The organism is Streptomyces sp. NPDC027185 (genome assembly GCF_055567035.1).
Genome location: NZ_JBVHRF010000017.1, coordinates 1 through 1,798 on the forward strand (window position 1 = coordinate 1; position 1,798 = coordinate 1,798).

Sequence of the window (1,798 nt, forward strand, 5' to 3'; positions counted from 1 at the left end):
CCTGTCCTCCTCACTGATGAGCAGTTCATCGCCGGCTTCGCGGGTCATCTGTGGGCAGAGCGGGTCGACGTGCATGGTCTGCTCTCGTTGGTGGCCGGTCACCCTCGCCCCGCCGACAGCTTCGCTCGCGACAATTTTGACCGCGCGTTTAACCGTCAGACCGGCTCCACGATTCCCGCCGGCCTCAAATTCGCCATGCAGCGAGGTGCCCTCCGCCCGGCGGACGCCCTGGTGATCCTTGAGCGCCTCTACGGACCGGCGGCACCGGGCGGTCTGTGGGACATCGATCTGCGCCATGTCGCCGAGGGGGTGCCGCTCCCGCGGCTGCCGCAGGTCGAGGCGTTCGCGCTGCTGCTCGACCTTCTCCTGACCGACGGCCTCTTCTCCCAGGCCTTGGACATGGTCCGGGGCCTGGGCCGGAATCTGCGGAAGATCTGGTCCGTGGAGAGCGCCTACGAGGCGCTGATCCAGCGCGATCTACGGGGCGACCTCAACATCGCCGCGGACACCACTGCTCATCACGTTGAGCTCCGGCAGGAGATCGCCACGGCGCTCGGCGACGTCACTCGCACAGCGCCTGTCTCCGAGGAGCAGGCGCGCCGGTGGTACGAGCAGTTGGCGACGCTGCAGTACCAGCATCCGGAGCAAGAGCAAGAGCGAGGGCTGCGCCCCGTGCCGCACCGGCATGTGGAGGAGGGGTGCCACATCCGCGCCCACATGATGACTATGCGGCTCCAGCAGTGGAACACGCGCGTCCGCAAGATCATCGTGGCCCGTACCGGCCCCAAGCTAACGCTCCGGTCCGCACACGCCGAGGGCGCCGCCGTACGGCTCACCGCCCGGTCCGTGGAGTGGGGATACCACATTGCCCCGGCGGTCTATGTCCAGGAGGCGAACGGCTCCGAAACGCTGAGGGTGCTGGACCCCGCCCTGGAACTCGGCCCGCTGACCGTTGACGCGTGGTTGAGGGCGATCGGGGTTGACACGCAGAACCCGCAGACCGCGCTGGAGCGGTTCAGCGGGCCGCTCCCCAATGTGCGCGCTGCGATCGCGGAGCACATCTACGAGAACGAGGACCAGTGGATCTGGCCTGACCGCGGCGATGAGGCACGCCCGGCCATCGGCCGCACCATCGTGGTGGAAACCGAGGCACACGCCTACCACTACGGGTCCATCCTGATGAGTCACGAGGAGTACCGCTCACTGCGGATGGCGGACGAGTCCCACCGGAATGACGGCATGCTCACGCTCGGGCACCACACGGCCCGGCACATCGAGCGCACCGACCTGCACGAGGCCCGGCAGGGCGTGCAGCGCTACCTCGCCGGTGTCGACGCACCGTCGGCGGAGTGGGCCGAGAGGGTCTACACCGACCTGACGCGGAAGCAGCTGCTGCCCCGTCAGAGCCCTCTGGCACGAAGGCTCCGCGAGATGCTCCCGCCCGAGCACCCCATCGTCCGAAGTGGCGGGTTCATCGCGGCCCCCGGCGACGTCACCGAGGAAGAGGTCACCGAAGAGGAGGTGACCGAGGACGAGTTCTCGGACACCGAGTCCATGGCCGATGTCGGGGTCTCCCACGTCCAGCCCGCTCCCGGTGCCGAGGTCACCGACACCGACGACTCCGACACCGACGACTCCGACACCGAGTCCGGCTTTGATGTCGACATGGAGGAGTATGTCGACTTCGACTTCGACCCGGAGCACTTGGCGCCCCCTCAGGGCCAGCAGCCCCCGCACGCCCTGACCGGCACCGGGGCCTCCCACGCCCAGCCCACCCACGGTGCCTCCGGTTTCGATG

1 protein-coding gene is annotated in these 1,798 nt (G+C 68.4%); it reads left to right on the forward strand.

From position 1 onward, the window contains the following. Positions 1-195 precede the first annotated feature (195 nt). The coding region (locus tag ACZ4M8_RS29900) for a protein-glutamine glutaminase family protein (RefSeq protein WP_467613200.1) at positions 196-1,798 on the forward strand (1,603 nt) is incomplete at its 3' end.